25 protein-coding genes and 1 tRNA gene are annotated in these 25,059 nt (G+C 67.4%); 9 read left to right on the top strand and 17 right to left on the bottom strand.

All coding sequences use genetic code 11. The features are described 5' to 3' along the window. The 4 genes from QZ847_RS08455 to QZ847_RS08440 form a co-directional block, all read right to left on the bottom strand. Positions 1-907: redoxin domain-containing protein (locus QZ847_RS08455; protein ID WP_294355380.1), on the bottom strand; the 907-nt coding region annotated here is incomplete at its 3' end. Between the two features lie 415 nt (positions 908-1,322). Continuing rightward, positions 1,323-1,460 carry a hypothetical protein gene (locus tag QZ847_RS08450; protein WP_294355377.1) on the bottom strand — a complete coding sequence of 46 codons (138 nt, stop codon included), beginning with the start codon at positions 1,458-1,460 and terminating at the stop codon, positions 1,323-1,325. A 701-nt stretch (positions 1,461-2,161) separates the two neighbouring features. After that, a complete protein-coding gene (locus QZ847_RS08445; protein ID WP_294355374.1) occupies positions 2,162-2,329 on the bottom strand; it encodes a hypothetical protein in 168 nt (55 codons plus the stop codon). 87 nt (positions 2,330-2,416) lie between these two features. Then, complete coding sequence (locus QZ847_RS08440) at positions 2,417-2,911, bottom strand: phosphatase PAP2 family protein (protein ID WP_294355371.1); 495 nt, start codon at positions 2,909-2,911, stop codon at positions 2,417-2,419. A 272-nt stretch (positions 2,912-3,183) separates the two neighbouring features. On the opposite strand from QZ847_RS08440, the gene QZ847_RS08435 reads away from it, so the two are divergent. The 5 genes from QZ847_RS08435 (at position 3,184) to QZ847_RS08415 (ending at position 7,219) form a co-directional block, all read left to right on the top strand. Next, on the top strand, positions 3,184-3,861 hold the full coding sequence (locus QZ847_RS08435) for a response regulator transcription factor (RefSeq protein WP_294190102.1): 678 nt from the start codon (positions 3,184-3,186) through the stop codon (positions 3,859-3,861). Continuing rightward, a complete protein-coding gene (locus tag QZ847_RS08430) occupies positions 3,848-5,203 on the top strand; it encodes an ATP-binding protein (protein ID WP_294355369.1) in 1,356 nt (451 codons plus the stop codon). The genes QZ847_RS08435 and QZ847_RS08430 overlap by 14 nt, the downstream gene beginning before the upstream one ends. Before the next feature lie 95 nt (positions 5,204-5,298). Continuing rightward, positions 5,299-5,946 (top strand): DNA starvation/stationary phase protection protein, encoded by a 648-nt coding sequence (locus QZ847_RS08425; protein WP_294355368.1) that lies wholly within the window; start codon positions 5,299-5,301, stop codon positions 5,944-5,946. Beyond that, positions 5,946-6,485 (top strand): DUF3833 family protein, encoded by a 540-nt coding sequence (locus QZ847_RS08420; RefSeq protein WP_294190099.1) that lies wholly within the window; start codon positions 5,946-5,948, stop codon positions 6,483-6,485. The genes QZ847_RS08425 and QZ847_RS08420 overlap by 1 nt, the downstream gene beginning before the upstream one ends. Continuing rightward, complete coding sequence (locus QZ847_RS08415; protein ID WP_294355363.1) at positions 6,482-7,219, top strand: VIT family protein; 738 nt, start codon at positions 6,482-6,484, stop codon at positions 7,217-7,219. Before QZ847_RS08420 ends, QZ847_RS08415 begins: the two co-directional genes overlap by 4 nt. A 67-nt stretch (positions 7,220-7,286) precedes the next feature. Here QZ847_RS08415 and QZ847_RS08410 read toward each other — a convergent pair. Then, positions 7,287-7,377 (bottom strand) — tRNA-Ser (locus QZ847_RS08410). 72 nt (positions 7,378-7,449) lie between these two features. On the opposite strand from QZ847_RS08410, the gene QZ847_RS08405 reads away from it, so the two are divergent. Then, positions 7,450-8,424: a peptidylprolyl isomerase gene (locus QZ847_RS08405; RefSeq protein ID WP_294355360.1), complete on the top strand. Its 975-nt coding sequence runs from the start codon at positions 7,450-7,452 to the stop codon at positions 8,422-8,424. Between the two features lie 182 nt (positions 8,425-8,606). On the opposite strand, the gene QZ847_RS08400 is transcribed toward QZ847_RS08405, so the two are convergent. The 7 genes from QZ847_RS08400 to QZ847_RS08370 form a co-directional block, all read right to left on the bottom strand. Then, the gene (locus QZ847_RS08400) at positions 8,607-9,203 is read right to left on the bottom strand and encodes an ABC-type transport auxiliary lipoprotein family protein (RefSeq protein WP_294355357.1); all 597 of its coding nucleotides are present in this window, start codon (positions 9,201-9,203) and stop codon (positions 8,607-8,609) included. Between the two features lie 2 nt (positions 9,204-9,205). Beyond that, on the bottom strand, positions 9,206-10,168 hold the full coding sequence (locus QZ847_RS08395) for an MlaD family protein (protein ID WP_093007170.1): 963 nt from the start codon (positions 10,166-10,168) through the stop codon (positions 9,206-9,208). Next, positions 10,168-11,145: an ABC transporter ATP-binding protein gene (locus QZ847_RS08390; protein ID WP_294355354.1), complete on the bottom strand. Its 978-nt coding sequence runs from the start codon at positions 11,143-11,145 to the stop codon at positions 10,168-10,170. Before QZ847_RS08390 ends, QZ847_RS08395 begins: the two co-directional genes overlap by 1 nt. Beyond that, on the bottom strand, positions 11,145-12,242 hold the full coding sequence (locus tag QZ847_RS08385; RefSeq protein ID WP_294355351.1) for an ABC transporter permease: 1,098 nt from the start codon (positions 12,240-12,242) through the stop codon (positions 11,145-11,147). The genes QZ847_RS08390 and QZ847_RS08385 overlap by 1 nt, the downstream gene beginning before the upstream one ends. 78 nt (positions 12,243-12,320) lie before the next feature. Next, positions 12,321-13,586, bottom strand: a complete 1,266-nt coding sequence (locus QZ847_RS08380; RefSeq protein ID WP_294355348.1) for a DUF445 domain-containing protein — start codon at positions 13,584-13,586, stop codon at positions 12,321-12,323. A gap of 57 nt (positions 13,587-13,643) precedes the next feature. Then, positions 13,644-16,859, bottom strand: a complete 3,216-nt coding sequence (locus QZ847_RS08375; protein ID WP_294355346.1) for an efflux RND transporter permease subunit — start codon at positions 16,857-16,859, stop codon at positions 13,644-13,646. Positions 16,860-16,865: 6 nt separating this feature from the next. Continuing rightward, a complete protein-coding gene (locus QZ847_RS08370; RefSeq protein ID WP_294355343.1) occupies positions 16,866-18,035 on the bottom strand; it encodes an efflux RND transporter periplasmic adaptor subunit in 1,170 nt (389 codons plus the stop codon). A 183-nt stretch (positions 18,036-18,218) separates the two neighbouring features. Between QZ847_RS08370 and QZ847_RS08365 the strand changes: the two genes are divergently transcribed. Continuing rightward, a complete protein-coding gene (locus tag QZ847_RS08365) occupies positions 18,219-18,911 on the top strand; it encodes an SIMPL domain-containing protein (RefSeq protein WP_294355394.1) in 693 nt (230 codons plus the stop codon). 61 nt (positions 18,912-18,972) lie between these two features. Here the strand turns inward: QZ847_RS08365 and QZ847_RS08360 are convergent, their stop codons facing one another. Beyond that, a complete protein-coding gene (locus QZ847_RS08360; RefSeq protein WP_174194814.1) occupies positions 18,973-19,230 on the bottom strand; it encodes a GlsB/YeaQ/YmgE family stress response membrane protein in 258 nt (85 codons plus the stop codon). 91 nt (positions 19,231-19,321) lie between these two features. Then, positions 19,322-19,621 (bottom strand): DUF1153 domain-containing protein, encoded by a 300-nt coding sequence (locus tag QZ847_RS08355; RefSeq protein WP_019516291.1) that lies wholly within the window; start codon positions 19,619-19,621, stop codon positions 19,322-19,324. A gap of 266 nt (positions 19,622-19,887) precedes the next feature. On the opposite strand from QZ847_RS08355, the gene mnmA reads away from it, so the two are divergent. Beyond that, entirely contained in the window at positions 19,888-20,988 is a 1,101-nt protein-coding gene (gene mnmA, locus QZ847_RS08350) for a tRNA 2-thiouridine(34) synthase MnmA (RefSeq protein ID WP_294355339.1), read from the top strand. Positions 20,989-21,123: 135 nt separating this feature from the next. Here mnmA and nudC read toward each other — a convergent pair whose 3' ends face one another. From nudC to QZ847_RS08335, 3 genes are read right to left on the bottom strand one after another with little or no spacing between them, the layout of a single operon-like run. Next, positions 21,124-22,014 (bottom strand): NAD(+) diphosphatase, encoded by an 891-nt coding sequence (nudC, locus tag QZ847_RS08345; RefSeq protein ID WP_294355391.1) that lies wholly within the window; start codon positions 22,012-22,014, stop codon positions 21,124-21,126. 2 nt (positions 22,015-22,016) lie between these two features. After that, entirely contained in the window at positions 22,017-23,426 is a 1,410-nt protein-coding gene (locus QZ847_RS08340; protein ID WP_294355337.1) for a serine hydrolase, read from the bottom strand. Beyond that, positions 23,426-24,490, bottom strand: coding sequence for an A/G-specific adenine glycosylase (locus QZ847_RS08335; protein WP_294355388.1), 1,065 nt, complete (start codon positions 24,488-24,490; stop codon positions 23,426-23,428). Before QZ847_RS08335 ends, QZ847_RS08340 begins: the two co-directional genes overlap by 1 nt. 56 nt (positions 24,491-24,546) lie before the next feature. On the opposite strand from QZ847_RS08335, the gene QZ847_RS08330 reads away from it, so the two are divergent. Continuing rightward, positions 24,547-25,059, top strand: coding sequence for a DciA family protein (locus QZ847_RS08330; RefSeq protein ID WP_294355336.1), 513 nt, complete (start codon positions 24,547-24,549; stop codon positions 25,057-25,059).

Genomic DNA, 25,059 nt, shown 5'->3' with positions numbered 1-25,059 from the left:
CGAATTCGGGAAACCGCAGATCGCCGCCGTCGTAATCGTCGTTGAGGTTGATCGTCACCGCGAAGCGCCGGTGCGCGGTGGCGGGCGTCGTATTGTCGCGGTGCGGCGCGAAATGCGCCTGGTCGCGCGCGTCGTAGCAGGACACTAGGTAGCGCTCGATCTCGGTCGGGCGCGCTTGAAAACACCGCTCGATCATCGGTACCAGCCGGTGCAGGACCGCGTCGCGCAGGTACGATTGCAGCGTCCGGTCCTCGATCAGCAGGTCGCGACGCCGCTTGACTGCGTGGTTCTGCACCTCGACCGTGCGGTCGCCGACCTGCCGCATCACACCTGATTCCGCTCCGCCGTGCCGGGCGTGCAACGCGATCAGTTCGGCGGCGTAGGACGCGTCGATGACGTGCGGCAGCACCAGTGCGGGTGCGGCCGTATCGACTACCGGTGCCGCGAGTTGCCGTTGCAGCGCCGCGATCGCGTCCTCGCCAGCCTGGAGCGGAAAGAGCCCGGTTACGCGCAAGCTCGGGTCGAGCAGCAGCCAATAAGGCTTGAGCGTCAGCCCCGTCGCCGACGCCTCGATCGCGCCGTAGCGCCGGCTCACCTGTTGATCGGCGTCGACGAAGACGTGCATGCCGCGGCCCTGCAACGCCTGTACCTGCGCGTCGGCGGCATCGCGCGGATCAATCGTGACCCCCAGCACGGCGACCCGGCCATCGCCGAACAGTCCGGCACTATGACGCAGCACGGACAGTGCGGTCGCACAGGCGGGGTGCGCCGCCGTCCCGAAGAACAGCATCAGCACGTGCCGTCCACCCGCCTTGTCAAAGTCGGCGCCTGCATTCTGCCCGAGCATCGGCGCGGTGAACCACGGCGCGGGTTCCCCGATCGAGAGTGGCGGAGACGGGCTGGACATGGCTGCTGGCCTGAAGCGTTGCGAGAACGTGGTCAACCCGGCGGGTGTCTTGGCTCGGCATTCCGGCGATTACGACGCGAGCGGCACCTGTTCAACCACTGGGTCCCATCACTCAGGACCGGCACCCGCCCGACCGGGATGGATCGCCGTCCATTTCGTTGCCGCTGCCGCATTGGCATCAATCTCTGCGTTCAGCCAGCCTTGCAGATATCTGACCTGCACCAGCCGGATCGCGTCGAGCTCACCGCGGATGACACGCGCGCGCCTCGGCGAACAGGGGATAAGCGCTGTGGCGGGAGGCAAGCCCGAAGCACTCGCCGTGAGCGCCCCGGTGACGGTCCCGCGCCGCGGCCATGCGGTGAACGGTGCCGATGAACACTCCCTCGCCCCCGGACCATCCGGAGTTTGAGCCGCCTCACGCCGGCAGGCCCAGCAGCGTGTGGATACCTGGCCGGTAAACGCCAATTTCCGCGAAGTCGTTGAACGGCGTGTCGGTCACGCGGACGTTATGGTCGCGGGTGTAAGGCGCCCTCGCGCGCGCCGTCGTCGGCACGCTTCAGCGCGCATTCCTACCCGATCACCGCCCAGCCATCACAGCCATATTGCGCGAGCTTGCTGAAGATCGCGGTGAAATCGACCTGCCCGCCCTCGGCCGAGCGGAAGCGGCCGGCGCCGTTCACCCCTCTCTGGTGCCCGCCGTAAACGCCTGTCCGCCCCGACGGGTCCAGCTCCGCGTCCTCGACGTGAAAGCAGGCGCCCCGATCGACGCACCCGAGACAAGCAAGCTGTTGCAACACCAAGTATGACAAATCGAACAGCGGCCGCGCGTCGGGACGGTGGTCGATCGCATTCGGAAACCGCTGCCACCTCGCGCCGTTGAGCAGTTCCTCGCCCAGATATCGAACGCACAGGCCACTCCCTGCTCGGCGAAGACGTCGAGGATGGAGGTTCGACGTCTGGCGAGCTCCACAAAACCTTCTTCTACCAGCCCCGCGGGACATTGCGGCCACGGATGGAGATAGGGCCAGGCGAGCGCACCCGAGAAGGCTGTGCGCGCGGTCAGTCCAAGATTGGCGCTAGCGCACGCGGCCTTCACCTGCCCGACCGCTCACTCCTGCTGCGTCATGCATCGCTCCGGCAGACCTAGTCACGTTTGCGTTGCTCGTCCTTCCCACGCCTGTCGTACGCCGCGCAAACGACTGTTCGCTGTTAGTTTGCCGCTAGCCAGGGAAACCGGGATCAGAAACGACCCGCTCAGTCGCTCAGCCGCCGAAATGGCAGACTGATCACCGACATGATGATCAGCAGAACACCCCAGGTCGCGTAGAAATAGAACTCGCGCGGCAGAGACGGCGACACAACGGCGTCGTCGATCCGGCTGAGGTCAAGCGTAGACCGCTCGTGTTGATGCGGTTGCGGCATGACAACACGCTCGTCGCTTGCAATGTAAGGCGCAGAAAGACATTCTGTCCGAAGGTCGTGACGATCAGGCAACATCGGCAGCGCTCCTCAAAAGCGTACGGCGAGCGCGGCACCACCGCCGCCGGGCGCGCTCCACGGCGTCAGCCGGACGCGATCGTCGTGTGCGGAGGTGAGAAGCAACCCGCTCAACACCCCGATCCCAGCGCCCGCCGCGACGTCGTGAACGTAATGTTTTGAGGCCGCGACACGCGCGACGCCGACGAAGGTCGCGACCGCATAGGCGGGAAGACCGGCCTGCCAGCCATAGCGTTTCTCCAGCGTCGTCGCCGCCGCGAACGAGATCGATGTGTGCCCCGACGGGAAGCTGCGGTCGTCGCTGCGGTCGGGCCGACGTTCGTGAACCAGCTCCTTCAGCACAAAGGTGGTGCCGCCGGCCGCGGCCATGCTGCCGGCCGCCATCAGGTCGCCGCGCCAGTCGCCTTGGACCGCCGGTACGCCGAGCGCGGCTGCGACCAGCGCATCGCGCGCGACCCCGCTCGCCCGGTCCCAGTCTCGATCTCGCGCCTGCGCCGAGGCCGGCATCGCTATCGCTGCCAAACCAACCAAGGCGACCGAATACCGCATCACGCGCGTTGCTGCGTTGGTACTGGACGAAGCTTCAGTCGTGCACATTCTATTCCGCACCGGGCAACGGACGACACTGATGCGGACACCAAGTTCGCCTTCGACATTATGTTCGCTCCACGCGACATCATCGTCGTCTTAGCCGTGAGCCTTGTGGCATGCGATTAAATCACAGTTCACACTCTGAACTGCCGCTTGATTGAAGCATTGATCTGCGGAAGGCAGGTGACGTGGCGCACATTCGACTGATCGAGGACGACCGGGGCACCGCCGACGAGATCGCGCTCGAGCTGCGCCGCAACGGCCATCTCGTCACGCATTTCTCGCTGATCGGTGACGCGCTGGAGGCGGCACGCGACGGCGAGCCCGACCTGTTGATCGTCGATCGCCAGCTGCCCGATGGTGAGGGCTTGGACCTGATCGCCCGGCTGCGCGCCGCGGGCAGCCGTACACCCGCCCTGGTGCTGAGCGCGCTCGGCAGCCTCGATGACCGTGTTCGGGGGCTACGCGCGGGCGGCGACGATTATTTGCCGAAGCCGTTCGCGCTGGTGGAACTGGTCGCGCGCGTCGAGGCGCTGCTGCGTCGCCCGAGCGACCCGCGCGAGACCCGGCTGATCGTCGGCCCGCTAGACCTCGACCTGCTTGCCGGATCGGCGACGCGTGCCGGTCGTGCGCTCGACCTATTGCCGCGCGAACTCAAGCTGCTGGAATATCTCGCACGCCGCCCCGGGCAGATCGTCACGCGCTCGCTGCTGCTGCGCGATGTCTGGGGCTATACGTTTGAGCCCAACAGCAACGTCGTCGATGTCCATATCGGTCGTCTTCGCCGCAAGGTCGATGCCGAGGGCGAAGCGCCGATGATCCGGAATGTGCGCGGCCAAGGCTATGTCTTCGATGTTCCCGGCTGATCCACGCGCGCGCGCGACGCTGCGCTGGGGCGGTGCGATTGCGGCGCTGATGATCGTCCAGTCGCTGGTCGCGGCGGCGATCTTCTGGGCGCTGCTCAACGCCAGCCACGCGCGCGATCTCGAACAATCGATGGCGAGCGATTGCCGCTTCTTCGCGCTGACGCCGATCGGCGAGCGAACGGAGGAGCTGCGCGAGCTGCTGACGCGCGACATCCACCGGGAGCGGTTTCTGGCCCTGTTCGACGCATCGGGACGGCTGATCGATGGAAACATCGCCGATCGCCCGGTGGCTCCAGCCGGCGGATCGCGCGCCTTCACGACTACGCTTACCCCCACCGAGCTTCCCGGCAAGCAGCGCGACGTGGCGCGCGTCACGCTGTGCCCACTGCCGGGCGGACAGCAGTTGCTCACCGGCTTTGACCTAGACGATGCCGAGGAGGCGCTGCGGATCGCCGAACACGCGCTGCTGATCGGCCTGCTACCCGGTTTCGCGCTCGCGATCGGGTTCGGGCTGATCGCCGGGCGCCGCGCCGCGCGTCAGGTCGATGCCGTGCGTCAGGTGACTGAGCGCGTCGTCGCCGGCAACCTAGCCGAGCGGCTGTCGATCTCGCACCGCCCCGACAGCTTCGACCTGCTGTCGTCGCACATCAACGCTATGCTCGACCGGTTGCAATCGCTCGTCGCCGACGTGCGCGCGGTCGGCGATGACATCGCGCACCAGCTGCGCACGCCGCTCACGCGACTGCGCGCCCGGATCGAGCGCGGCATGCGCGAGGCGGACGACGCGAGGGAGTTTCAGGCAGTGGCGGACGCCGCCCTGGTCGAGATCGACCAGTTGCTCGGCATCGTCGCCGCGCTGCTGCGCATCCGCGAACTGGAGGACCATGAACGCCGCAGCCGGTTCGCGTCCGTCGATCTGGCGCAGATCGCGGCCGACGCGTGCGACCTGTATCGCCCGACCGCGGAGGACCGCGGCGTCCGGCTGCACTGCGCGATCACGCCCGTCGCGATGGTCGAGGGTGATGCCAGCCTGTTGATCGAGGCGATCGCCAATCTGCTCGACAATGCGATCAAGTTCGGTCCGAAGGGTGGTTGCGTTACCGTGGCGACCCGGCAATCGGGTGACGGCGTCATCGTCACCGTTGCCGACGAGGGTGCGGGCATACCGCCGGGCGAGCGCGACCTCGTCACGCAGCGTTTCTACCGCGGGCGGCGCGACTGTCACGGTGTCGGGCTGGGATTGAGCCTCGTCAGGGCGATCGTCGACATGCACGGCTTCACGCTACGCTTCGCCGACCACGGAAGTGCGGTGTCGCTGATTGCGCCAGCGATGCTAACCTGAACGCGAATTTAGACAACCGCGCGAACGCCCGCACGTTCTCTGACCAGTCACCAGCCGGCACGATCCCGTGTCGGCGATCAGCCAGAGGATGATCGATGCGCGCTTCCCTTCGTTCCGCCACGCTGTTTCTCGCAGCGACGCTTGCCACGCCCGCATTGGCGCAAGGTCCGGCACCGACCGGCAGTTTTCCGACGAACAGCGTAACGACGCGTGAACACGGCGGGCCGCAGGCGGGTGCGCAACGCGCGTCGATCCAGTCGTTGCAGCAGACGCTGACCGAGCTCCAGCAGCTGCAATTGCAGACCAAGCAGGCGCATTGGAACGTGTCGGGCACCTTATACTATCCGCTGCACGAGCTGCTGCAGGAGCATTACGAGGGCGTCAGCAAATATGCCGACGAGGTCGCGGAGCGACTGCTCGCGGTTGGCGCATCGGCGGACGGGCGCGCCAACACGATCGTGCGCACCAGCCGCGTGCCCGAATATCCCGGCGGCTTCACCGACGACGCACAGGTGATCGGCTGGTTCGCGCGCTATTACAAGGTGGTGAGCGACGAGGTCGGCCAGGGGATCAAGTCGACCGAGGACGGCGATTCGACGACCTCGAACCTGTTGCAGGAAGTCCAGCACGCCATCGACAAATATCAGTGGCAGATGCGCGCGATGATCCAGCCGACGCCGACCGACCAGAACACCGGCGCCGACCTGAACGGTGGTCGCCCGATCATGGCACCAGGCGGCTGATGACGATCGCGCGTGGTCGGATCACGACCCGATTGATTGTAGCACTGGCCGTTCCGTTCGGAGCGGCCGGTTGCGTCTCGGGCACAGGTCCGCTGCCGCGCGCCGCGCCACAACCGGTGTTCGATCCGGCTGCATTCTTCGCGGACGAAACGCACGGCGTCGGCACGCTGCGCGTCGTGCTGCGCGGCGCGACCAGGACCGACGTGCACGGATTGGGTCGCGTCGATGCTGCCGGTACGATCACGCTTGATCAGGAGGTGGTACAGGGCGATGGATCGCCGAAGCATCGTCGCTGGCGGCTGCGTCACACCGGCCCGCTGCGCTACACCGGCACGCTGACCGACGCTGTCGGCCCGGTGACCGCCACCGCGCGTGGCAATATGCTCGAAATCCGCTTCACGATGCGGCACGGGTTGAAGGTCGAACAACGCCTGTTCCTGCAACCCGGCGGTCAGGTGGCGATCAACCGCATGACGGTTCGCAAGCTCGGCATCGTGGTTGCGCAACTGAACGAACGGATCGAGAAACAGCAGCGATGAACGAAACCGTCACCGTCACGCACGCCGGGTCGGCTGCTTCGCCAGCCTATACCGAGCATCATTTGGTCCATCGCACCGGATGGCTGCGCGCCGCAGTGCTGGGTGCGAATGACGGGATCATTTCAGTTTCCAGCCTGCTGGTGGGCGTTGCCGCCGCGCCGACCGCGACGATGTCGAGCGTCCTGCTAGCGGGCAGTGCGGCGTTGGTCGGCGGCGCGCTGTCGATGGCGGCAGGCGAATATGTCTCGGTCAGTTCGCAGAGCGATACCGAGCAGGCCGACCTCGCGCGCGAGCGACGCGAGTTGGCGCGCGCACCCGAGCAGGAGACGACCGAGCTTGCCGCAATCTACGAGACGCGCGGCGTCAGCGCCGATCTGGCGCGACAGGTGGCCGAGCAGATGATGGCGCACGACGCGCTCGGAGCGCACATGCGCGACGAACTCGGGCTGACGGACGAGCTGGCGGCGCGGCCAATTCAGGCTGCCTTGTCGTCTGCCGCTGCCTTCACCGCGGGCGCGGCGCTGCCGTTGCTGGTCGCAGTGACCGCGCCGCACGGCCTGACCGCAGTCGCGGTATTCGCCGCCGCGCTGGGGCTGCTGGCATTGTTGGGGGCGATCGGGGCGCGGGTCGGCGGCGCGCGCATGCTGCCAGCGATGACGCGGGTGGTCTTCTGGGGTGCGATCGCGATGGGCGTGACCGCACTGATCGGTCATTTCGTCGGGGCGTCAGTGTAGCAACACCTTACGGAAGCTACTCAGAAGCCTTGAGAGCACGCAGATTCATAAAGCTGCGCTTGCAGCATGGCGGAGCGGGAGGGATTCGAACCCTCGATACGGTTTTGCCGTATACTCACTTTCCAGGCGAGCGCCTTCGACCACTCGGCCACCGCTCCGCATATCGCTGGGTGGTGTCGCCTACCGAGCGCTGCGCACTTGTGCAAGCGGTTGCGTGGCATGGAGTGCGGATGCAGGATGCGGGCATGTCGCTCGCCACGCTCCTCGCACTGCTCGCCATGGCGGCCGCTCCGGCCGACACTTCTCCGCCGAGCCCCGGTCAGATTGCGCAGTCTGCCCCTGCGGGCGAGTGGGTGGCGATCCCCGCCGACGAGATGCTGGTGATGACGCTGGCGCCCGCGGCTGGGCAGACGGAGCCGCGCCGCGTGGTGATCCAGCTGGTGCCCTCGCCGCTGTCGAACGGATGGGTCGCGAACATTCGCCGGCTCGCCGCCGCGCACTGGTGGGACGGGACCAGCGTCAATCGCGTCCAGGACAATTACGTCGCACAATGGGGCGACGCGACCGAGAAGAAGCCGCTTCCACCGGGACTGCGGACGATGACGCCGGGTGACTATACGCTGGCGTGGCGGACGCTGGCGGCAGCGTCGCCGAAGTCGCTTGATCCGCTGACTGCTCGTGGGAAGAAGGGTCGCGTTGCCGACGTCTATGCCCCGCACGTCACGTGGTATCGCGACTTCCCGATCGCCACCGATGCCGCACCGGCTGCCAGCCGGCGGGTGTGGCCGATCCATTGCTACGGCAGCGTTGGTGTGGGACGCAATCTGGCGCCGGATGCGGGATCGGGTGCGGAATTGTACGCGGTGATCGGCCACGCGCCGCGCCACCTCGACCGCAACATCGCGGTGGTCGGGCGGGTCATCGATGGGATAGAGCAGCTGTCCAGCCTACCGCGTGGGACCGGCGATCTGGGCTTCTACGAGCAGCCGGCCGAGCGCACGACGATCATGAGTGTGCGGCTTGCAAGTGAATTGCCGGCCGCGGAGCGACCGCATTTCGCGTATCTGTCGACCAGCGGGACGACGTGGTCGCGCTACGTCGCGGCGCGTCAGAACCGTGAGCCGCCATTCTTTGAACAACCCGCCGGCGCCGCGGACGTGTGCAACATACCCGTACCGGTCAGGGCGGAGCCGGCAAACAGGTAGCTCGCCCGGCCGTCGGTTAAGGCACGGCTGGGGCTCCCCTGACACCGCGGACCGGTCCTGACGGTGCTGGCTCTGACGGAACCGTTCCGCGGCTACAGGGGTGCGCGAACCTCAGAGCTCCACCTTTGGGCTAGGTCAAAGCGACGTGCCCTGTCACCCGCCGCACTATCCTGGCCTGATCGTCAGCGCCCTCCGACCCAGGTCGCCACCTCGGCCGCGACCTGATTGGCGGCCTGGTTGAGCGACGGTCCAGCCGATGCCGCGTCGATCGCCGAGACCGGCACGCGCGCCTCGAAGCGGCGCTTCTCCACCGCGGTCGCGTTCACGCGGGTCAGCGCGGCGTCGTAGATCACCACGGCCTGCTGCGTGGTCGCATCGAGCCCGAAGGCGCGTAGTTCCCCTGCGAGATTGCCGCTCGGATCGCTGATCGATTGTACGGGCGAGAGCACGACGATATTCGCCTGCGCGGTCAGCGTGTCGGACAGCAACCGCGCGAACAGACGCGCGGGCGGCTCGGTCCATTGCGCATCCTTGACGTAAGCAATGGTGCCCGCAGTCGCCTGCACCGGCACACGCGCAGTGGACAGTGCGGTCGCAACTGACGGCGTCTGCACCACGATCGAGCGCGCGTCGGCTGAGGATTGCGTCCGGCCCGGCTGCGGCTGCGCGGTCGCGTTCAGCGTCAGCAGCGAGGGTGGCGGCTTCGCACCGAAGCTGATGCACCCCGACAGGGCAATCGCGGTCGCGATGGGCGAGAGACGGAGGAGAGAGTGCCGCACGCTTATTTCCCCTTGTAATCCGGCAGCTTCTGCTGACCGATCAGCGAGCTTGCCCCACCCTGCTCTACCCGTTCCGCGATGGTGGCGAGCGAGGCCGAGGTCACGCGCAGGTCACGCACCAGCTGGTTGATCTGCGGAATCGTCTGTTTCGAAAAGGTGGTTAGCCCCGGCCGCGCATCGCCGATCGCGCTGTTGAGCGTGTCCGCACTCGCCTGCGCCGATTTGATCGCGCCGTTCAGATTCTGGATCGTCGGCTGGATGTCGTTGGCCAGCACGCCGTTGGTCGTCTGCGCCAATTCGCCGATCTGCTGCGCGGCATTGCCCGCCTGCGCGATGGCGACGCGCGTCTGCGCCAGCGTCGCGGCGATCTCGGGTCCGCGATCGGCGAGCGCGGCCGACAACCGGTTGGTGTTGTCGAGGATGCCCGCAATCGACGCCTGGTTGCGATCGGACAGCATGCCGGTCAGTCGCTCGGTCAGCGTCGACAGCCGCTCGAGCAGCTGCGGCGCAGAATTCAGGATCGCGCCCAAACCGCCGGTCTTCGTCGGGATCACCGGCTTGCCGAGCGGGCAGACCTTGTTCGGATCAGGGTCGGGACAGGTGATCGGCGGCTGGCCCTTGACCGCGCCGTCGAGGCTGACCGTGCTGGTGCCGGTGAAGCTGCCCTGGATCGTCGCGGTCGTGCCGCGCAGCACCGGGATATCCTGCTTCAGGCTGACGCGGACGCGGACGTATTGCGGATCGGGCTGCCACAGCGAGATCGACTTCACCTGTCCCGCCGGCACGCCCGAGAAGGTTACCGACGATCCCGTCGCCAGCCCATCGACCGACTGGCGGAAGAAGATGTCGTATTCATGCTCCTCGGTGCCGCCGAAGCGCGCGATCCACACAGTGAAGATCGCCAGCATCGCCAGCAGGATCAGCACGACGGCACCGACGAGGACGTGGTTCGATCGCGTTTCCATCACTTGGTCCCTGTTGTGCGCGCGGCGTCGGTGCGCTCGAGCGTGCGCGCGGGCTCGTCCGCGGGCGCGCCGCGCGCGGCATTGTCGGCGAGCGTGCCCTGGGTGCGTTGGCCATCAACGGTTCGCGCAACCTCGGTCGGGTGCGCGGCCGCGTCGGCGACGGCCGATCGCGCCTGCCCCTCCATCTTGTCTCCGGCCTTCTGCTGCGCGTCCACTGCGGCGCGCCCGCGCGGCCCGTTGAAATATTCCTGTATCCACGGGTGGTCGGTGGCGAGCAGTTCGGGGATCGTGCCGACGGCGATCACCTTTTTATCGGCGAGCACCGCGACACGGTCGCAGATGGCGTAGAGCGTATCGAGATCGTGCGTGATCAGGAACACGGTCAGGCCCAGCGTGCGCTGCAACCCTTGCGTCAGCTGGTCGAACGCCGCCGCGCCGATCGGGTCGAGCCCCGCGGTCGGCTCGTCGAGGAACAGCAGCTCGGGATCGAGCGCCAGAGCGCGCGCCAGCCCGGCGCGCTTGCGCATGCCGCCCGACAGTTCGGCCGGATATTTGGGGCCGGCGTCGGCGGGTAGACCCGTCATCACCACCTTGTACGACGCGATCTCGTCGAGCAGCGCGAGGTCGAGGTCGGGGTAGAATTCGCGCAGCGGCACCTGCACGTTTTCGGCGACCGTCAGCGTTGAGAACAGCGCACCACCCTGGAACAGCACGCCCCAGCGCCGGCGGATGTCGAGCGTCTCTGTCTCGTCGCGGCCGAGCGTCGGCTCGCCGAACACCTCGACCTCGCCCGCCTCGGGCGTCTGCAATCCGATGATCGAGCGCATCAGCACCGATTTGCCGGTGCCCGATCCGCCGACGACGCCCAATATCTCGCCGCGGCGCACGTCGAGGTCGAGCCCGTCATGGACGGTCTGCTCGCCGAAGCGGTTACACAGGTTCTTGATGCGGATGATGTGATCGTCGCTGTTCGCCATCACAGCCACCCGATCTGTTCGAAGAACACGGCGAAAAAAGCATCGAGCACGATCACCATGAAGATCGCCTGCACCACCGCGGAGGTGGTGCGTAGCCCCACCTGCTCGGCATCGCCCTTCACCTGCATGCCTTGGAAACAGCCGGCGATCGCGATGATCGCGCCGAACACCGGCGCCTTGATCAGCCCGACGAACAGGTCGGTGATCGGCACCACTTCGCGGATGCGGGTGACATAGGCGGCGGGCGGGATGTCGAGCGACAGCCAGCACAGCACGCCGCCACCGATGATCGAGATGACCGATGCATAAAACCCGAGCAGCGGCATCAGCACGATCGACGCGATCGTGCGCGGCAGCACCAGCGCCTCCATCGGTGACACCCCGATGACGCGCAGCGCATCGACCTCCTCGGTCAACTTCATGGTGCCGAGCTGCGCTGCGAACGCCGAACCCGACCGGCCCGCGACCATGATTGCGGTCATCAGCACGCCCAATTCGCGCAACGTGATGCGCCCGACCAGGTTGATCGTGAACGCTTCCGCGCCGAATTGCCTGAGCTGCACCGCGCCCTGTTGCGCGATGACGATGCCGATCAGGAAGCTCATCAACCCGATGATGCCCAGCGCGGAGACGCCGACGACCTCGAACCGCTGCACCACCGCGTTGAAGCGGAAACGGCTTGGATGGCGAATCACGGTGCCGAGCGAGATGACGGTCGCGCCCATAAAGCCGAGCAGCCCCATCGCGGTCTGTCCCGCGAGCACCACCGCGTCGCCGATCTCCCCCATCACGCGGCGGAACGGCGCGACGCGGGTCGGGCGCATCTGCACCGGCTGATCGGCCGCCTCGACATGTTCGAACAGGGTGCGGTTGTCGCCGGTCAGTCCCTCGACCTGCGCGTCCTTATCACGCGCGAAGCGGTGGATGACCCAGGCGCCGATCGTGTCGATGCGGTTGATTCCCGACAGATCGATCGTCTTCACCGCGCCGTCGTGCGCGGTCAGCCGTTCGGGCAGGCTGCCGAGCCGCGCCAGCGACAGGTCGCCGGAGAAGCGGATCACGCCCGCGTCGTCGGTGAAATCGGCTGCCGCGCTCATGCGTCAATCCATGCGGCAAAGCTCATCGCGTCACAAGCGTTTCGGGTGAACGATCGTTCCGCTTCTGGAATCACCACGTCAGAGCAGCACGTCGACCGCGTGGATCAGCACGCCGACCAGCCCGCCGACCAAAGTGCCGTTGACGCGGATGAACTGCAGGTCCTTGCCGACCGCATTCTCCAACCGCTCGGTGATCGTCCGCGTATCCCAGCCGCGCACGGTTTCCGACACCAGCCGCACGATCGTGTCGCCGTAATCGGCCGCGGCACCGACGACGGCGCGACGCACGAACCGGTTGATCGTGCGCCCTAGCCGCGGATCGCGCTCCAGCGTGTGGCCGAGCTGCTGCAATGCCTCGCCGAACTTGCCCGAGAGCAATGCCTGCGGGTCGCGTGCCAGACGCAGCATCGCGGCGCGCGCCTGCTCCCACAGGCCGTTGATCCAATCCTGCATGGCCGGGTTTTCGAGCAGCTCGATCTTCAGTCTCTCGACTTTGTCGCGCATCTCCGGCGTGTGCTGGAGGTCGTGTGCCAGTTGCGCGAGACCTTCCTCGGCCTTCAGCCGCAGCGGATGCTCGCGATTCTCGGCGATGTCGCCGATCAGCTTGTCGAGCCCGTCGATCAGCTTGTTGGCGAGCGTTTCGTCAAGCCCGGTCCAGCGCAGGATCGATCCCGCGCGGTCGTGCACCATCGCGCGGATCAGATCCTCGTTGCTGCGCAGTGCGTCGCGACCCCAGCCGATCAGGCTGTCGAGCACGGGTAGGTGCCGGTCCTCCGCGACAGCGGCGGAGAGCGCGCGACCGATCATCGGCGACAGCTCGGTCTCGCGCACGCGCGACACCAGCATCGCGCGCACCATCCCGCCGAGACGCTCCTGATCGAGCTCCTGCAAGATTTCGACGGCCAGCCGCGACGTGCCGCGTGCGAGCCGCCCACCCGACCCTTGCGGGTTGGCGAGCCAGCGCCCGGCGGCGGCAGCGACGTCGATCCGCGCCATCCGCCTGGCGACAACGGAGGGGATCAGGAAATAGTCGCGCAGGAAGGTCGCGAGCTGATCGCCAATCCGATCCTTGTTGCGGGGAATGATCGCGGTGTGCGGGATCGGCAGCGCCAGCGGATGGCGGAACAGTGCGGTAACGGCGAACCAGTCGGCAAGCCCGCCGACCATCGCCGCCTCGCTGAACGCGCGCACGAAACCCCAGGCGGGGTGGAGCGACTGGAGCGACCGCGTGACGACGAAGGTCACCGCCATGAAAACGAGCAGCCCGGTCGCGATCAGCCGCATCCGCCGCAGCCCGGGCGGGACCGGCGGATGCGGCAGTCGGCGGCGGGCAGTAATCGTCATCCCAAGATCAAAGCGCGAGCGAAACGAAGGTTCATGCCGCTTCCCGCGCGCGCACCCTCATTCCGCCGGATGCGTGCCCTCGCCGCCGTAACCGATCCGCCCCGCGGTGCCCGGTAGCGCGCCTGCGGGCGCGTCGTGCTCGATCACCGGCTGCCCATCGTCGCCGGGACGATAGGTGAGCAGGCGGCGCCCGATCCACGGACCGATCCGCCGCTCCGCCCCGATCGCGAGGCTGAACGCCGCGGGCACGATCAACAGCGTCAGAAGCGTCGACAGCGTGAGGCCGCCGATCACGACGACGCCCATCGGCGCGCGGAACGAATTATCACCCGACAAAGACAAAGCGGTCGGCACCATGCCGGCGACCATCGCGATCGTCGTCATCAGGATCGGCTGCGCGCGCTTGTGCCCGGCATCGATGATCGCAGCGCGCAGCGGCACGCCTGCCTGCATCTCCTCCAGCGCGAAGTCGATCAGCAGGATCGAGTTCTTGGCGACGATGCCGAGCAGCATCAGCAGGCCGATGAACACCGGCAGCGACAAGGGCTGGCCCGCGATCATCAGCGCGATCAGGCCGCCCAGTGGTGCCAGCAGCAGCGATCCCATGTTGACGACCGGCGGCAGCAGCCGGCGGTAAAGCAGGATCAGCACCGCGAAGACGAGGAACACGCCCGCCAGCACCGCGAAGACGAAGTTGACCAGCATCTCCATCTGCCACTTGGCCTGCCCGACCTGCAGTTCCTGCACGCCGATCGGCAGGTTCTTCATCACCGGCAGCGTCTTGACCTTCGCCATCACCTCGCTGGCGACGAGACCGGGCGCGAGGTCCGCGCCGACGGTCAGCTGACGCTGCTGGTTGAGGCGCGTGATGCGCGTCGGACCCGAACCGAAGCCGATTTCGGCGACGAGGCCGAGCGGCACCGAACCCCCGGTGGCGGTCGGCACCGGCAGGTTCTGGATCGTATCGAGACGCGAGCGCGACGATTGCGCCAGCGCGACGCGAATCGGAATCTGACGGTCCGACAGCGAGAAGCGCGCGCTGTTCTGATCGAGGTCGCCCAAGGTCGCGATACGGATCGCGCTGGACAGCGCAGCGGTCGTCACACCCAGATTGGCAGCGAGGTCGAGCCGCGGACGGATCTGGATTTCGGGCCGGTTGAGGTCACCCGCGACACGTGGGGCGACCACGCCACGCACGCCCGCCATCTGCTTGACCAGGGTATTGGCGGTCTGCGCCAATTGCGCGGGATCGTCGCCCGCGAGCGTCACCGACAGGTCGCGGTTGTTGTCGCCCCAGCCGAACTGCGACTCGAAATTGACGCGTGCGTCGGCGATCTTGGCCAGCTCGGGCGTCAGTTCGCGCTCGAACTCGGTCGAGGTCTTGTCGCGCGGCTTCTTGAGCTGCAGGTTCAGGCGACCCGAGCCGACGTTCGTCGTCGCGTAGACGCTTGCGACGAGCGGCTGGCGGTGCATCAGCTCGTCGACCTGCTCGACCACGGCCTGCGTCGCCTCCAGCGTCGAGCCCGGCGGCATGGTGACGGTGACGACGCTGCGGTCGCGGTCCTGCGCCGGTTGGAACGTCATCGGGATCTGCGTGAACAGGAACAGCGTCAGCGCGAAGGCGAGCGCGCCGATGCCGACCGTCCAGACGCGGTGGTCGCGCAGATAGCCTGCCGCGCGCCGCAGCCTGCCGCGCGCGCGCGCCGCCGGTGTCTTTCCCTCCGCCAGCGTCCAGACGAGCACACGCTGATAGACGTCGAGCCAGCGTCCGCCGCCGTGCTCCGCGTGACCCGACGCTTTAAGGAAATAGGCCGCGATCATCGGCGTGATCAGGCGCGCGACCGCGAGGCTCATCAACACCGCGACGACGACGGTCAGGCCGAAATTCTTGAAGAACTGACCCGAGATGCCGGGCATCAGGCCGACGGGAAAGAACACCGCGACGATCGCCATCGTGGTCGCGAGCACGGCGAGGCCGATCTCGTCCGCGGCATCGATCGAGGCCTGGAACGCCGATTTGCCCATCCGCATGTGGCGCACGATGTTCTCGATTTCGACGATCGCATCGTCGACCAGCACGCCCGCCACCAGGCTCAATGCCAACATGGTCATGTTGTTGAGCGTGAAGCCCAGCATGTCCATGAACCAGAACGCGGGGATCGCCGACAACGGGATCGCGAGCGCGGCGATAAAGGTGGCGCGCCAGTCGCGCAGGAACAGGAACACGACCAGCACCGCCAGCAGCGCGCCCTCGATCATCGAGTGGATCGCGGCCTTGTACTGGACCAACGCATATTCCGATCCGTCGACGCGCAGGCGGAACTTGACCTTCGGGTTGCGCTTCTCAAGCGCCTCGAGCTTCGCCTTCGCCTCGCGGAAGACGGTCACGTCTGAGGCGCCCTTGGCACGCTTGAAGTCGAACGAGATGACCGAGCGGCCATCGACCGCCGCCGCGCTGCGCCGCTCTCCATACAGGTCACGCACGACCGCGATGTCGGCGAGGCGGATGGTGCGCCCGCCGCCGACGTTGATCTGCGTCTGGCTGAGTTGATAGGCGGTGTCGGCGTTGCCGATCACGCGGACCGACTGTTCCGCGCCCGCGATCTCCGCGCGGCCGCCCGGCGCATTCAGGTTCACCTGACGCAATTGCTGGTTGATCTGGCTGGCGGTCAGCCCCTGCGCCGCGAGCTTCGCGGGATCGAGGATGACGCGGATCTCGCGATCGACGCCGCCGTTGCGCGTCACGCTGCCCATGCCCGACACCGACAGCAGCTCCTTTGCCACCGTGTTGTCGATGTACCAGCTCAGATCCTCGATCGACATGTCGGTGCCGGTCGCGGTGAAGCTGCCGAGCGTGAAATCGTTCGCCTTGATGCGGCTGACCTGCGGCTCGGTGATGCCGTCGGGCAGATCGGCGCGGATTTGCGTGATCGCGTCACGCGCCTCGTTGACCGCGCGGTCGATCGGCGTGCCGATCGCCAGCTGCACCACCGTCGTCGAGTCGCCTTCGCTGACGTAGGAGTTGATCTCGTCGATCCCCTCCAGGCTGCGCACCGCCGCCTCGACGCGCTGCGTCACCTGAGTTTCGAGCTCGCTGGGCGCCGCACCCGGCTGGTTGATCGAGATCACCACGCCGGGGAAATCGATGTCCGGCTGCTGGTTGATGTCCATGCGGATGAAGCTGACCACGCCCATCACGGTCAGGATCAGGAACAGTACGATCGACGGTACCGGGTTGCGGATCGACCAGGCCGAGATGTTGCGGAAACCCATGAGCCGTCAGCTCCCCTGGCGCCGCAGGATCGGCGTCACCTTCTGCCCGGGATTGAGGAAGGCACCAGCGGAGAGCACGACACGCTCGTTGCCGGTCAGCCCGGTCGCGATCGCGACCTTGTTGTTGTCGACCGGACCCAGCGTCACGTTGCGGCGCTGCGCCTTGTTGCTCGCATCGACGACATAGACGTAATTGCCCTGCTCGTCGCTCTGCAACGCCGACTGCGGCAGCTCGGGCGCGTTGCCCGCGTTGGCGGTGATCGTGGTCGAGGCGAAGCCGCCGGGGCGGAGCGCGGGATTGTACGACAATGCAACGCGCGCGATACCCTGCCGCGTCTGCGGATCGATGATCGGCGATACCTGCCACACTTGCCCGGAGAACTGCCGCGTGTCGCCGACCGGGGCGACGGTCGCGGGCGACCCGACGTGGATCGCCTGCAGGTCGGCTTCGGACAATTGCGCGCGCATCTCCATCTCGCCACCCTTGGCCATGCGGAACAGCACGCCCGAGCCTGAACTGACGATCTGACCCGGCTCGACCCCGCGCGTCAGCACCAGCCCCTCCGCGGGCGCGCGAATGTCGAGCCGTGCATTGCGCGCGCGTTGTTCGGACAAGGCGGCGCGAGACACCTTCAACCGGGCAGCAGCCGCGTCGCGCGTCGCAATACGGCGCTGCACGTCGGCCTTGGAGATGAAGCCGCGGTCGACCAGGCTCTGCGCGCGCTCCAGCTCCGCCTGCGCGAGCGTCAGGTCGGATTGCGCGACGCCGATCTGCGCGGCGAGGCTGGCGGCGGTCTGCGCCTGGACCGAGCGGTCAACCGTTGCGAGCACCTGCCCCGCCTTCACCCATTGCCCCGGTTCGACCAGCACGCGCGACACCATGCCGCCCTCGCCCGCGACACCGACCGGCATCTCGCGCCGGGCCGCGAGCGTTCCGGTCGCGCTGACGGTGCGGTCGACCAACTGATTGCCGGGCACGATCACGGTAACGTTGGGCCCGCCCGCATCCGAAGACTGGGCGGCGGGCGGCGCTGCCTTCTCATGCTTGAACACGAACCACCCGCCGACGAGCGCGAGTGCTACCAGCGCGGCGATGATCCAGCGCCGGCGCCGACGCGGCCGATCATCGGTCAGCAACAGCCGTTCGCCTTCCAAAGTCCCCGGCTCGTACGTCATGCGCGCTTCTTGTCCCTCAACCCCGCGCTGTATTATCCAGCTACGTCACCGCGCGCAAGCCCGCGCATCATTCAGCTTGTGTTGGTTTCGGTGAGCCTAGACGATCAAGCGTTAACGAACGGGAGGTTTTTGATGCGATCAACTTCACACGCCGCCATGTGGCTCGCCGGAGCAGCGGCGATCATGCTACCAACCAGCGTGATGGCACAGATGAACACGGCGCAGGCGGCGCCGATCGACGGCACCGTGCTGGAGGTGAGCGCGACCGGTCGCGTGACGCGCACGCCCGATCAGGCGGTGATCCGCGCGGGCGTCGTGACACAGGCGCCGACCGCGGCTGCCGCAACGCAGGAAAATGCGTCGCGCATGGCGCAGGTGATCGCCAGCCTCAAATCCGCCGGCATCGCCCAGCGCGACCTGTCGACCAGCAACGTGTCGCTCCAGCCGCAATATCGCTACGCCGACAACCAGCCGCCGGTGGTGACTGGATATCAGGCGAGCAACAGCGTGTCGGTCAAGTTCCGCGACATCGCGCGCAGCGGCGCGGTGCTCGATGCGCTGGTAAAGGCAGGCGCGAACCAGATCGACGGACCGTCGCTGTCCTTGTCGCAGCCCGACGCTGCATTGGATGCGGCGCGCACCGACGCCGTGGCGCGCGCCAAGGCACGCGCGGCGCTGTATGCGCAGGCGGCGGGTCTTCGGGTCGACCGCATCCTGTCGATCAACGAAGCAGGAGAGAATGACGGCGGGCAGCCGCAACCGCCGGTGATGTTCCGCGCCCGCGCGATGGCGGCGGATAGTGCGCCCGCGACGCAGGTGCTGCCCGGTGAGACCGAAGTGTCGGCGACGATCAACGTTCGCTTCGTGCTGAAATAAACGCGAAACGGCCGCCCGATCGCTCGGGCGGCCGTTCTGCTTGTACCGTTAGGAAGTGCGGTTAACGCACGCGACCGCGACGGAACAGGTTGACGATCGCGAGCAGGACGACGGCGCCCAGCAGCGAGATCAGGAACGAGTAAAGGTTAAGCGGTGCGTTGTTGATCGAGCCACCGGTGAAGATCAGGCCACCCAGGAACGCGCCGACGATGCCGACGATGATGTTCAGGAAGATGCCCTGCTGAGCGTCGGTGCGCATGATGATGCTGGCCAGCCAGCCAATGACACCGCCAACAATAAGCCAGATAATGAGGTTCATCGCAAACACTCCCCTTGGTTACTCGCCCAAGCCGGGCGCTGGGGGAAAGACGCTTGACAACGAAATATTGTTCCGCAGGCGAAACCTCGGCTTAGAATTTCTGCTGGCGTTCGTACAGCGACTTGTAATGCTGGATGCGCGTCACCCGAAGACCCGGCATGCCCGAACGATCGATCGCGCGCTGCCAACCGGCGAACTCTTCGACGGTCAGGCCGTAACGCGCGCACACGTCGTCGACCGACAACAGCCCGCCGTTGACCGCCGCGACGACCTCCGCCTTGCGCCGCACGACCCACCGCGTCGTGTCCGCCGGCGGCAACGTGTCCAGCGTCAGCGGCTCGCCCAGCGGGCCGATGACTTTAGCGGGACGAATCTTCTGGTTCTCGATCATTCCTAAACCTCGGCTGGGAACTTGTGTCCCCGTTCCATCGTGCGACCCTTGTAGGGTGATGGCCTTGAACGGTGTTTAAAGCGGCGCGGTAAACAGGGTCTTCACGGCTTGGCCCGGTCTTCTGATATGCTGTTCACGCATGGCCACCCCGACACCGTCGTTTGTTACAATCCCGCTTAGGCCCGAGAAGCTGAAGGAGCGGTAAAGCACGCGCCCGGCTGCGGCGGCGAGTGGCGGGCGAGCGACGAACTGCCTATAACAAGGCCATGCAAGATCTCGCCGATTTCCAGTTGCCCCCGGGCGCGCGCCGCATCGTCGTCGCGATGTCGGGCGGGGTCGACAGCTCGGTCGTGGCAGCACTTGCCGCGCGCACCGGCGTCGAGACGATCGGCGTCACGTTGCAACTCTACGATCATGGCGAGGCGACGAAGCGCGCCGGCGCGTGCTGCGCCGGGCGCGACATTCGTGACGCGCGCGCGGTGTGCGACCGGCTGGGCATCGCGCATTACGTGTTCGACCACGAAACGAGCTTCCGCGAACAGGTGGTCGACCGTTTCGCCGACGAATATCTCGCCGGGCGTACCCCGATCCCGTGCGTCCAGTGCAACATGGGGCCGAAGTTCACCGACCTGTTAGCGCTCGCGCGTGACCTAGGCGCCGACGCGCTCGCGACCGGACATTACGTCCGCCGCATCGAAGGCGAGCGTGGTGCCGAGCTGCACCGCGGTGCCGATCCGGCGCGCGACCAGAGCTATTTCCTGTTTGCCACCACGGCCGCGCAGCTCGATTTCCTGCGCTTTCCGCTCGGCAATTTGCCCAAGTCGCGCGTGCGCGAAATCGCGGCCGAACTGGAGCTGCTCGTCGCGGCCAAGCCCGACAGTCAGGACATCTGCTTCGTGCCCGACGGCGATTACGCCGGGCTGGTGAAGAAACTGCGTCCGCAAGCCGCGCAGGGCGGCGAGATCGTCGACCTGTCGGGACGCAAGCTAGGCGAGCATCGCGGCATCATCCACTACACCGTCGGCCAGCGCCGCGGGCTGGAGATCGGCGGCAGTCCCGAGCCGCTCTACGTCGTGCGTGTCGAGGCCGAAGCGCAGCGCGTCGTCGTCGGTCCCCGCCGTGCGCTGGCGGTCGCGGCGGCGCGGTTGGAGGATATGAACGTACTCGGTCCGCTCACCGGCGCGCTCACCGCCAAGGTGCGGTCGATGGCGAAGCCGGTACCGGCGCGGATGCTGGGCGACCGGCTGGTGTTCGACGCGCCCGAATACGGCGTTGCCCCTGGGCAGGCGGCGGTGCTGTACGACGGCGACCGCGTGATGGGCGGCGGCTGGATCGCGGAGACGGAGGCGGCGATGGCCGCGGCGTGAGCCGTTGGCGCGCCTCGCCACGATTTCGCCTGCCGCCCTACCCCTCGGTCACGCCCGGCGCGGAGCCTGTACGATCATCACGCAGCTGCCCCGCGCTCGGAGCGCAGGCACGAATGCTCGCCGGACCGACGCGCGCTATGCCAGTTCGTGCGCCCAGGCGTGAAGTAGCGTATGCGCGATCGCGTAGGGCGGCGGTGCGAGGAAGGCATCGCCGCTGCCATCCAATGCCGCGAGCACCTCGTCGCGGGTGACCCACTTGGCGTCTTCGAGCTCGTTCTCGTCGAGCGTGATCTCGGCACTCAGCGCCTGACCGACGCAGGCGATCATCAGCTGCGAGGGGAACGGCCACGGTTGGCTGGCGACGTAGCGCACAGAACCGACCGCAACCCCGGCTTCTTCGCCGATCTCGCGCCGAACGGCTTCCTCGATCGCTTCGCCGGGTTCGAGAAAGCCGGCGAGCGCGGAATAGCGCCCGGCGGGCCAGCTCGGCTGGCGACCGATCAGCGCGCGGCCCTCGTGCTCGGCGAGCATGATGACGACTGGGTCGGTGCGCGGGAAATGCTCGGCGTGGCAGTTCGGGCATTTGCGGCCCCAGCCGGCGCGGAAAAGCGCGGTCGGCGTACCGCAATTGGCGCAGAAGCGGTGCCGCGCATGCCAGTCGAGCAGCGAGCGCGCGGTGGCGAACGTCGCCGCCTCGCCGGGCTGGAGTTGATCGAGCACGCCGAACAACGTCGGCGAACGGAAAGGCGGCGGCGCGCCCTGCCCCGGCGGCAAGGCAGCGAAGCGCGGGCGGCCGTTGTCGAGCCCGAGCAGCACGAACTCGGCGTCGTCCGCCGCCTCGGTCAGCATCGTCCAGCCGAGCCGGCCGTCGTCGGTAACCTCTGGCTCCCAATTGTGCAGGACGAGCAATCGCGCCTGCCAGTTACCCATCGCGGCAGCAAGCGCGGCATCGTCGTGGCGCATCGCATCGGCGCGGTCGAGCGTACCGCCGGTGAAGCCGGGAGTGAGTTTACTGCCTAAGCCCATTGTCACCGCCGGCCCTGCTGTTCGGCGCGTCGTTCGGCATCGCGTCGAAGTGCCTCACCGACCTGCTTGGCGAGATCGAGGCTGCCGGGCGGGAAGATGTTGGTCATCGCGGTACCGCGCGTCCGCTGCAACGGATTGACGAACGCGATCGTGTTGGCCGCACCGCTCCACGCATAGGTGCCGCGCGGTGCGCCGCCGGGCGCGTCTTCCAGCTGCACGTACCCCCCCGCGCCGAACCCTGCGCCGGGCTGCGTACCGGGATTATAGCCGGTGAAGCTCACGCCCGCGGGCAGCAGGTTGGAGGTCGCGAGGCGTACCGTCTCCGGCTTCATCACCTCGACCCCGTCGAGCGTTCCGCCGTCCTGGATCATGTGCAGGAAACGGTCATAATCGCGCGCCGACGACACCAGCCCCGCGCCGCCGTAGGGAAAGCTGGGACGTTCGAGATAGGGCGAAGTCGAGGCGGGATCGAACGGCATCAGCCGCCCGGCGGCGGCGACATAGAGCGTGGCGAAGCGTGCGCGCTCGCCAGCGGGAACCTGCCACCCGGTCGAGGTCATGCGAAGCGGGGTGAGCAGCCGCGTCTGCACGAAGCGTTCGAACGACATGCCGCTCGCGCGCTCGATCACGGCGCCCATCACGTCGAGCCCGATCGAGTAGCTCCACTTCGTACCCGGCTGTGCGATCAGCGGCAGTTGCGCGGCGCGCTCGGCGAATGCCTGCAGGCTGGTGGGGCGGGTGCGCCGCGCCTCGCGCTCGACCTCGGCATTGACCTGCGCGGGCACGACGCCCAGCCGCTCGGTCTCTTTCAGCAGCGGTCCCTTGGCGAGGATGTTGTAGCTCAGCCCCGCCGAATGGGTCAGCAGCATGCGGATGGTGATCGGACGTACCGCGGGCACCGTGTCGAGCGAAGTGTCGGGATTGGTCAGCACCCGCATCTTCGCGAATGCCGGAATGTATTTGGAGACGGGATCGTCGAGCTTGATGCGTCCGTCCTGCACCAGCAGCATCGCAGCCATGCCAGTGATCGGTTTCGTCATCGAATAAACGCGCCACAGGCTGTCGGGGCCGGCGGCAGGGGCGCCAGCGTCGGTGGCGATCCGGCCGGCCGACAGGTAGAGCGTCGGACCGTCGCCGTGCCCGAAGGCGCCCGCGATGCCGGGCGCGCGACCGTCAGCGACGATACGGTCGAACAAGCCTTGCGTGTCGGGCAGGAAGATACGCCCGAGTGTTTCTCCGTTCGGTACCGGTATGCGCGGACGCGGCATGGCCGACTGGCGCGACGGAGCCGCCGGACGAGGGTTCGCCTGCGATGCCGCCTCGCGCGCCACCGTCAGCCCGGCGACGAGCGCCAATGCCGCGCCGCTCGCGACCATTCCCGCACGGCGTCCACGTGACCAACGAACCAGCATCACCCTGCCTCCATCCCCATCGCCGCACGCGCCGCCTTGGCGAAGACGGTCGGCAGACCGGCCTTGTCCAGCGATGCGATCGACCACCATTCGCCGGTGGTTTCGACCGTGCCATGCGCCTCGCCCGTTACCAGCGCAAGATCGAGCGTGAAGTGGGTGAAGCCGTGGCTGACGCCTGCGTTGAGCGAGCGCCAGTCGGTTTGGATGGGTGCACCCGTGAGGCCGGGTTGCTCCTCTTCCCACGGCCCGGTCGGCAGCGCGCGCATGCCGCCGAGCAGCCCCTTGTCGGGGCGGCGGACGAGCAGCACCTCGCGGCCACTCACGCCTTCTCGCGTCAGCCAGAATATCATACCGTGCCGGTGCGGACGCTCAGCCTTCGGCTTCTTGACCGGAAAACGCTCGGGCTCACCGCTCGCCTGAGCGGCGCAGTGCGCGTTCAATGGGCACAGCAGACATTTGGGACGGCGCACGGTGCAGACCGCCTGCCCCAGATCCATCATCGCCTGCGCGAAGTCGCCGGCGCGCTGCTCGGGCGTGATGTGGTCGGTGGCGGCGCGGATCGCCGGCCGCGCGGCGGGCAGTGGCGTGGAGATCGCGAACAGTCGCGCGACGACGCGCTCGACATTGGCGTCGACCACCACCGCGCGCTCCCCGAACGCGATCGCGGCGACCGCGGCAGCGGTGTAGGCGCCGAAACCCGGCAAGCGTCGCAGCGCATCCTCCGTCCGCGGCAGCGCCCCGCCGTGCTCCGTCGCGATCACGCGCGCGGCGGCGAGCAGATTGCGGGCGCGCGCATAATAGCCGAGCCCGGCCCAGGCAGCCATCACGTCGGCCTCGTCAGCGGCGGCAAGATCGGCGAAGGTCGGCCAGCGCCGCGTCCACGCGACAAATCGCGGGCGGACCGTGGCGACCGTCGTCTGCTGCAGCATCACCTCCGACAGCCACACGCGGTACGGATCAGGCGCCTCGCCGGGCTTCGCGCGCCACGGCAGGTCGCGGCGGTGACGGTCGTACCAGTCGAGCAGCGCGGGCGCCACGGCGCTCGGATCGGCGGGCTTGCTCAGCAACGGCGCGATCGAATCCTTGGCGTCCACGGGTCCGCTATGGCATGGGCGGGCGGATGAGCAAGCGCCCACGCGCCCCCCTGCCCCCGCCCGAGCGTCAGAACCGGTCACGCGCCGTGTCAGAACTGCTGCCCGCAATCGGTGGTGCGGCGTTCCGACGCTTCGGCTTCGTGCAATCGGCGGTGGTGTCACGCTGGCCCGAGATCGTCGGCGAGCGGCTCGCGGCGGTCAGCTCACCTGAATCGATCCGCTTTCCAATGGGAAAGAAGCAGGACGGCACGCTGACGCTGACGTGCCGTGGCGCGCACGCGGTGATGATGCAGCACGTGCTGCCCGAGATCACCGAGCGGGTGAACCGCTTCTTCGGCTATCAGGCGGTAGCGCGGATTGCGATCCGCCAAGGCGAGATCACCAAGCGCGCGCCGCGCCGCGTGATGCCCGAACTCGCGCCCGCACCCAGCGAACTCGGCGCCAGTTTGAAGACGATCGCCGACCCCGAGCTGAAGGCGGTGCTGGAGGCGCTTGCTTCCGGCGTCGCCAACCATCCCAGCCTGCCCCAGATCAAGTGA

This window comes from uncultured Sphingomonas sp., from assembly GCF_913778135.1.
Taxonomy (GTDB): Bacteria; Pseudomonadota; Alphaproteobacteria; order Sphingomonadales; family Sphingomonadaceae; genus Sphingomonas.
The sequence above is the reverse complement of the archived record's forward strand: the minus strand, read 5'-3'. Positions and strand labels throughout refer to the sequence as shown.

Excerpts from the sequence above, each read along its gene's own strand:
- QZ847_RS08425 (WP_294355368.1), top strand. The coding sequence starts at position 5,299 with ATGCGCGCTTCCCTTCGTTCCGCCACGCTGTTTCTCGCAGCGACGCTT.
- QZ847_RS08445 (WP_294355374.1), bottom strand. The coding sequence starts at position 2,329 with ATGCCGCAACCGCATCAACACGAGCGGTCTACGCTTGACCTCAGCCGG.
- QZ847_RS08365 (WP_294355394.1), top strand. The coding sequence starts at position 18,219 with ATGCTACCAACCAGCGTGATGGCACAGATGAACACGGCGCAGGCGGCG.
- QZ847_RS08420 (WP_294190099.1), top strand. The coding sequence starts at position 5,946 with ATGACGATCGCGCGTGGTCGGATCACGACCCGATTGATTGTAGCACTG.
- QZ847_RS08415 (WP_294355363.1), top strand. The coding sequence starts at position 6,482 with ATGAACGAAACCGTCACCGTCACGCACGCCGGGTCGGCTGCTTCGCCA.
- QZ847_RS08380 (WP_294355348.1), bottom strand. The coding sequence starts at position 13,586 with ATGACGATTACTGCCCGCCGCCGACTGCCGCATCCGCCGGTCCCGCCC.
- QZ847_RS08395 (WP_093007170.1), bottom strand. The coding sequence starts at position 10,168 with ATGGAAACGCGATCGAACCACGTCCTCGTCGGTGCCGTCGTGCTGATC.
- QZ847_RS08405 (WP_294355360.1), top strand. The coding sequence starts at position 7,450 with ATGCAGGATGCGGGCATGTCGCTCGCCACGCTCCTCGCACTGCTCGCC.
- QZ847_RS08330 (WP_294355336.1), top strand. The coding sequence starts at position 24,547 with ATGAGCAAGCGCCCACGCGCCCCCCTGCCCCCGCCCGAGCGTCAGAAC.
- QZ847_RS08360 (WP_174194814.1), bottom strand. The coding sequence starts at position 19,230 with ATGAACCTCATTATCTGGCTTATTGTTGGCGGTGTCATTGGCTGGCTG.
- QZ847_RS08340 (WP_294355337.1), bottom strand. The coding sequence starts at position 23,426 with ATGCTGGTTCGTTGGTCACGTGGACGCCGTGCGGGAATGGTCGCGAGC.
- QZ847_RS08370 (WP_294355343.1), bottom strand. The coding sequence starts at position 18,035 with ATGACGTACGAGCCGGGGACTTTGGAAGGCGAACGGCTGTTGCTGACC.
- QZ847_RS08430 (WP_294355369.1), top strand. The coding sequence starts at position 3,848 with ATGTTCCCGGCTGATCCACGCGCGCGCGCGACGCTGCGCTGGGGCGGT.
- nudC (WP_294355391.1), bottom strand. The coding sequence starts at position 22,014 with ATGGGCTTAGGCAGTAAACTCACTCCCGGCTTCACCGGCGGTACGCTC.
- mnmA (WP_294355339.1), top strand. The coding sequence starts at position 19,888 with ATGCAAGATCTCGCCGATTTCCAGTTGCCCCCGGGCGCGCGCCGCATC.
- QZ847_RS08355 (WP_019516291.1), bottom strand. The coding sequence starts at position 19,621 with ATGATCGAGAACCAGAAGATTCGTCCCGCTAAAGTCATCGGCCCGCTG.
- QZ847_RS08440 (WP_294355371.1), bottom strand. The coding sequence starts at position 2,911 with ATGCCGGCCTCGGCGCAGGCGCGAGATCGAGACTGGGACCGGGCGAGC.
- QZ847_RS08390 (WP_294355354.1), bottom strand. The coding sequence starts at position 11,145 with ATGGCGAACAGCGACGATCACATCATCCGCATCAAGAACCTGTGTAAC.
- QZ847_RS08385 (WP_294355351.1), bottom strand. The coding sequence starts at position 12,242 with ATGAGCGCGGCAGCCGATTTCACCGACGACGCGGGCGTGATCCGCTTC.
- QZ847_RS08375 (WP_294355346.1), bottom strand. The coding sequence starts at position 16,859 with ATGGGTTTCCGCAACATCTCGGCCTGGTCGATCCGCAACCCGGTACCG.